Raw genomic sequence first — 6,459 nt, forward strand, 5'->3', positions numbered from 1 at the left:
AGGCGCGGGTTACACAAGTGTTTGTTTTGTTAATCTGTCCAATGTATTTAATATCTGATCTACGGTAATTCCCAGGTAGGCATAAGCCTCTGCCGCTGGTGCAGAAACGCCAAAGCTATCCAGGCCTATCACGGCTCCATCCAAACCAACAAATTGATACCAGTACGCAGTACTTGCAGCCTCAATTGCGATACGGATCCGAACATCACCAGGTAATACCTGATTTTTATAAGCAGCATCCTGAGCCAAAAACCGTTCGCCGCACGGCATGGATACTACTCTGACTTTTAGTCTTTTTTCCTTGGCCTGTTCAGCAGCCTGAATGGCCAAATGGACTTCTGATCCGGTTGCTATAAACAGTGCATCAGGCTTTCCATCGCAGTCCTTAATAATGTATCCGCCTTTTTTAATCAATTCGGCAGCCTTCTCACCGTGGGGTAGAGCTGGTAGATTTTGTCGTGAAAGCAGTAAAGATGCCGGTCCATTATGATGCTCTAAAGAGTCTTGCCAGGCAACAGCAGTTTCCATTAAATCTGCTGGACGCCAGACGGTCATGCCTGGAGTCATTCGCAACATTGCGGCATGTTCTACAGGCTGGTGGGTTGGGCCATCTTCACCCAGCCCAATGGAATCGTGGGTGAATACGTAAATCACACGTTGATTCATTAAGGCGCTAAGACGAACTGCATTTCGAGCATAATCAGAAAAGACCAGGAAGGTTCCTCCGTAGGGTATAAAGCCGCCATGAACAGCAAAACCATTCATTATAGCTGCCATTGCAAATTCACGAACCCCATAATAGATATAGTTGCCAGAGTAATCTTTGGTTGTTATCGCCTTACTGCCTGACCAGTCGGTATTATTGGAACCGGTTAGATCTGCTGAGCCACCTAACATTTCGGGTAGCAACGCTGCAAAATATTCAATGCACTGTTGTGAGGCCTTTCTTGTGGCTATGGGCTTTTGATTGGCGCGGCATTGATTAACAAATGCAGCGGAAGCTTCTTGCCAGTCATCGGGCAGATCACCATTAATACGACGTAAAAATTCAGCGTTTTCTTCAGGAAAACATTGCTGATACTCATGCTGGAGCTGCAACCATTGTTGCTCTTCCTTTTCACCTTGTTCTATATGATTCCATTGCTGAGCAATGGCGTCGGGAATGACGAACGGTGCATGCGGCCAGTTAAAATACTGTCTTACATTGATTATGTCATCTGCACTGAGGGGCGAGCCGTGTGATTTTTCACTTCCGGCAACAGAAGAACCAAGTCCAATGATTGTTTTGCACATAATCAGGGTGGGTTGGGTTTTATTTGCTCGGGCTTCAATAATCGCCTGCTCAATGGCATTCATGTCGTGCCCATCAACCGCTTCAATTACTTGCCAGTTATAGGCTCTAAAGCGGGAAGCTGTATCATCAGTAAACCAGGATTCAACCTTGCCATCAATGGAAATTCCATTGTCGTCATAAAATACAATCAGCTTTCCGAGTTCCAGAGTCCCGGCTAACGAACAGGCTTCATGAGAAATACCTTCCATCAAACAGCCGTCACCAACAAAGGTATAGGTATAATGATCAACCAATTCAAAGGGAGCACGATTAAATTGGCTGGCCAGTATTTTTTCAGCCAAGGCCATTCCTACGGAATTAGCCAAACCTTGGCCCAATGGTCCTGTTGTCGTTTCTACTCCTGGGGTATGTCCTTGTTCCGGATGCCCTGGTGTTTTAGAGTGTAATTGACGAAAATTTCTAAGCTCTTCAATGGACAAATTATATCCTGTGAGGTGAAGAAGCGAATAGAGCAGCATGGAACCATGGCCATTGGACAATACGAAACGGTCTCTGTTAAACCATTGCGGATTTTTGGGATTGAATTTTAAGAATTTTTTCCATAAAACAGTTGCTATATCTGCCATCCCTAATGGCATTCCAGGATGTCCCGATTGAGCCTGATTTACGGCATCAACGCTTAATATGCGCACGGCATTAGCTAATTCTTTGGAAAGATTCATGCGAACTCTTAATGCATTTAACTGAGGCGCTATTGTCGCTCAGAAGGCATAAATCAGCAAGAAAACCATTCATTTTTAGTTGCAACTCATGTAAATTTCTTTCTTTAATGTTTTTAAAATTTTACTTATTGTTTATATTTTGGCATAATGCGCCTGTTTTTGTATCCTTTTGGATGAAATGGCGATTTGGCGGTGCAACACCAAATGATTAAAGCCAAAAAGAAACGAATTTGAGATCCAATAGGTTATTGCAGGAAATCATGACCCCAGTTATTGTGCATTTGCAAAGCAGTTTCCCCGATTTGCTTCAAGTTGCAGAGAGTAATTCACTGCAATGGTCTTTTGATGAGCGCATTAAATTGCTTGGGCTCGAATTCTATAAGAAAGTGGTTCTTAATCATCCTCTTCTCAACATGGAATACAGCATCTTATGCCACCAAATCCGACATAATTTTTCTTATCCTGGACACATCAGCCAGGAGCAGGTCATCGAGCAATTAAAAGCCGCTTTAATGCTTGCTCAGTTACTGGAGGAGGTTCATTTACATTATCTTGTTGTCCCGCGTGAAGTATCGAGATTACGGCGTCATCAGCAAGTTTATAAAACCCTGCTCGAGGAACAGGCTGGAATGAAATTTTCTTCCGAGAATTCCATGATAAAACCATGTCAACCTGAATTCTCATTGACTCAATATGTCAGGGATAATACGGCGCAGATCAATTGGTTCAGACTTCTTGTAACCCGTACCAAACGGGTATTAAATTTTTTAGATCTTGTTGGAACGGGTTCCGAAGCATACCGATATTGTGTCGGAATAATGGATTATTACACCAATCCCTTTTTTGACTATCTTGCCTGGAGCTTTTTTATCCCGCGTTTAACGGCCAATCTTTATCTAATGACAAAGCATACCATCTTATGGCCTGACATGGGTGCTAAAGAAAAAATGCTGGGTTGGCATGTTCGTTTCATGGCTCAACTGCAACGCCGTTGGTTTGAATTGGGTAATGATTTGGTGTGGGTTAGTGTGGGGTTACTTAATTGTTTTGTGTTGACCGGTACCTTAGCTCCTTTAGCAATTTACTTAACCTTGTTTGCCTTCGCGTTTGATATTGCCAATTCGAGTTTAAGAGCGTACATCGAATTAAATCGACTTTATAAATTGCAAGATGAATATAAAAAAATGGGCTTGGCAACGAATGATGAAGAAGAAATAAAGGCAATTAAAGAACATCTGAATTATATTAATCATCGTATTGAGTTCGAAAAACAGCGTTTAGGCTTGCACCTTGCAGGAACCTTGGCCATATTTATAGGCATGAGTCTTGCTATACCAGTTCTGGCAGTAAATCCGGTTCTTCCTTTTATCGGCGCTTTATTAATAATTATAACCTGGGCACTTACCTTTGCGTTAACCCGTAAGGTGGAGCTGTCCCGGCCTAATGATACAGTTGAGAAACCTTCTGGTGTTGTACAGTTTGGTCTGTTTTCCAGGAAATCTGATGGGTATGTGAAACCCGTTCTTACTCCGGAAGACTCAATAGAATTGTCAGAGAATGGCGATACATCATTGAGTTGTGGGTAGAGTCTTAAGCAATTGATATGCTATGCTTTTAAGCATTCATTATCAGACCAGGGTATAACATGTCATCGCCAATCGGATTGCCACAATTTAGCCATATAGACGTTGCCGGATTCAAGACTCATCTGGAAGCCTTATTAAAAGGGCATTTGGAACAAATAGAGATTGTACTTAAGGAAAATCAACATTATACCTGGGATAATCTGATCTATCCCCTGGATGATTTGGCTGACTCTCTGGAACGATTCTGGTCGCCTATGTCCCATTTGCATGGAGTGATGGATTCCAAAGCCTTACGTGAGTGTTATGATGCATGTTTACCGTTATTGTCTGCCTACGAAGCGGCTATAGGCCATAATCATCAATTGTATGAAGCAATTAAATCCATAGATAAGCATGCTTTAAATCCTGCACAGCAAAAGATAATCGAAGACAGCCTTCTGGATTTTGAGTTATCAGGCGTTGCACTGCCCAAGAGCGATAAAAAACGATTTGAAGCGATTCAGGCCCGGTTGGCAGAGCTGTCGAATCAGTTTGGCAATAATGTACTCGATGCCACGCAGGCGTTTACTCTGCATATTACCGATGCGCATCGACTGGCTGGTTTGCCCGAACATGCGATGAATACCGCTAGAGAACTGGCCAAAGAACAAGGGCTGGATGGTTATGTTTTGACCCTTGAGTATCCTTGTTTTCAAGCAGTAATTACTCACGCGCAGGATAGGGCCTTACGTGAAGAAATGTATCAGGCCTATGTCACGAGAGCCTCCGATCAGGGGCCGAATGCCGGAACTTACGATAATACTGATTTGATCAACGAACAATTGGCATTACGCCATGAAAAAGCCCAGCTCTTGGGATTTAACAATTATGCAGAACTCTCCCTGGCAACAAAAATGGCTGAATCAACCAGCCAGGTCACCACATTTATGACTGACCTGGTTGATAAAGCGCGTCAACAAGCTCAGCAGGAATTTGTTCAATTAGAACAGTTCGCCGCAGAGCAATTTGATTTGGCGCCAGTGAAACCTTGGGATGTCGCCTTCTTGTCTGAGAAAAGGAGACAGGATCTTTATGCCTTATCTCAAGAAGAATTACGCCCCTATTTTCCTCAACCCAAAGTGATGCAGGGTTTATTTACCATAGTTAAAAAACTCTATGGAATGACTATAGAGGAAATCCCTGGCGTTGATGTTTGGCATAAAGACGTACAGTGTTTTGGTGTTATTGATGAACACAATCAGGTTCGCGGTTATGTTTATACGGATTTATATGCCAGACCCAATAAACGCGGTGGAGCATGGATGGATTCACTACAAAGCAGGCGAAGACTTGATGATGGAACATTGCAGCTTCCAATTGCTACATTAACCTGTAATTTTGCAAAGACTTCCATGACTAAACCAGCAACCTTGTCGCATGACGAAGTGATTACTCTGTTTCATGAATTTGGGCATTGCCTGCATCACCTTTTGACTCAGGTGGATTATTTAAGTGCTTCAGGTATTAATGGGGTGGAGTGGGATGCCGTTGAATTACCCAGTCAGTTTTTTGAAAACTGGTGTTGGGAACAGAGTGCTTTGTCTTTATTGACCGCTCACGTGGATACTGGTGAGCCACTTCCTGTCTCATTATTTGACCGCTTAATCGCAGCGAAGAACTTTCAATCGGCCATGGCCATGTTAAGGCAAATGGAATTCTCTCTATTTGATTTTCGCATTCATCAAGAATTTAAAGCAAATACAAGCTCGTTGGTAGCCGATATTCTTGCTGATGTACGTCGTAAAACCAATATTATTCCCATTGCGCCCTATAATCGATTTCAGCACAGCTTCAGCCATATTTTTAGTGGCGGCTATGCTGCAGGATACTACAGTTACAGTTGGGCTGAAGTATTATCCAGCGATGCTTTTTCCCGTTTTGAAGAAGAGGGCATCTTCAATGCAAAAACCGGCCATGATTTCTTAAAATATATTTTGGAAGTAGGTGGTTCCAAAAAAGCCGCATCGGCGTACAAAGAATTCAGAGGCCGTGCTGCAACAGTAGACGCTTTACTTAGACATAATGGCATTCAATCTTAATAGAGTTTCAGATATTAAGAATACTAAAAGGACGAAACACCGGCCAGCAGGCTAATTGGTCTGCTAGCTATGGGGCTGTTAAGCCCCAGCACAGTATCTTCCGCCTTTCCGTATATCGCCGCGTTTTATCCATCGGGAAATTCTTATGGCGCTTTCGGAGTTTGTTCCATTAATGAAAATGGATTTAATCTGCCTAATGGAATAGCCTTTGATTAAAAAAGCATGGAGGCATCTCCAGAACGACAGCTTTCAAGTATTCCTCACTGCGAAGCGGAGTTAAATGACACAATATTTTTTCTGTACATGCCAAACAACCTGTCTTGCCCGCGCAGGCGGGCAACCATTCATCAAAATAAACCGATGCCAAAGGGTCAGAGGGGATTTTTTTCTCCACGTTTTAACTCTCTTTCAACTAGCAGCTCCACTCTATATCACCTCTTTATTTTCTCTGTACATGCCAAACAACCTGTCTTGCCCGCATCGGCGCACTACTGTCCGGTAAAAGAAGAAATAGTTGAGCGTCCTTGATAAAGCGCTAAGATAGCGCCCTAAATCCCCATTTAGGTCAAGGACGTACAGTGAAAGATACCGTTTTTCAAGAAATAATAAAACCAATAACTACAGATTTACTAAAAGAATGTATCACTATTTTCAAATCTGATTATGATTATGAAAAATTTAAGACCTATGAGCATTTACAATCGATGCTTTATGTTCATCTCAATCAAATAAGCAGTTTGAGAACATTAGAAGCAGCAATTAATAGTCAAGATTTAGGC

General features: G+C 42.5%; 4 protein-coding genes. 3 read left to right on the top strand and 1 reads right to left on the bottom strand.

The window, feature by feature from the left end; genetic code table 11:
• Window positions 1–9 precede the first annotated feature (9 nt).
• Window positions 10–2,016 (bottom strand): transketolase, encoded by a 2,007-nt coding sequence (gene tkt, locus ELY21_RS01325; protein ID WP_127106152.1) that lies wholly within the window; start codon window positions 2,014–2,016, stop codon window positions 10–12.
• 260 nt (window positions 2,017–2,276) lie between these two features.
• On the opposite strand from tkt, the gene ELY21_RS01330 reads away from it, so the two are divergent.
• The 3 genes from ELY21_RS01330 to ELY21_RS01340 form a co-directional block, all read left to right on the top strand.
• Window positions 2,277–3,602, top strand: a complete 1,326-nt coding sequence (locus ELY21_RS01330; RefSeq protein WP_127106154.1) for a hypothetical protein — start codon at window positions 2,277–2,279, stop codon at window positions 3,600–3,602.
• Between the two features lie 59 nt (window positions 3,603–3,661).
• Window positions 3,662–5,680: a M3 family metallopeptidase gene (locus tag ELY21_RS01335; RefSeq protein ID WP_127106156.1), complete on the top strand. Its 2,019-nt coding sequence runs from the start codon at window positions 3,662–3,664 to the stop codon at window positions 5,678–5,680.
• A 578-nt stretch (window positions 5,681–6,258) separates the two neighbouring features.
• A partial coding sequence (locus ELY21_RS01340) for a DUF4372 domain-containing protein (protein ID WP_127106158.1) occupies window positions 6,259–6,459 on the top strand: 201 nt, incomplete at its 3' end.

Source organism: Legionella sp. km535, from assembly GCF_003990085.1.
Lineage (GTDB): Bacteria > Pseudomonadota > Gammaproteobacteria > Legionellales > Legionellaceae > Legionella > Legionella moravica.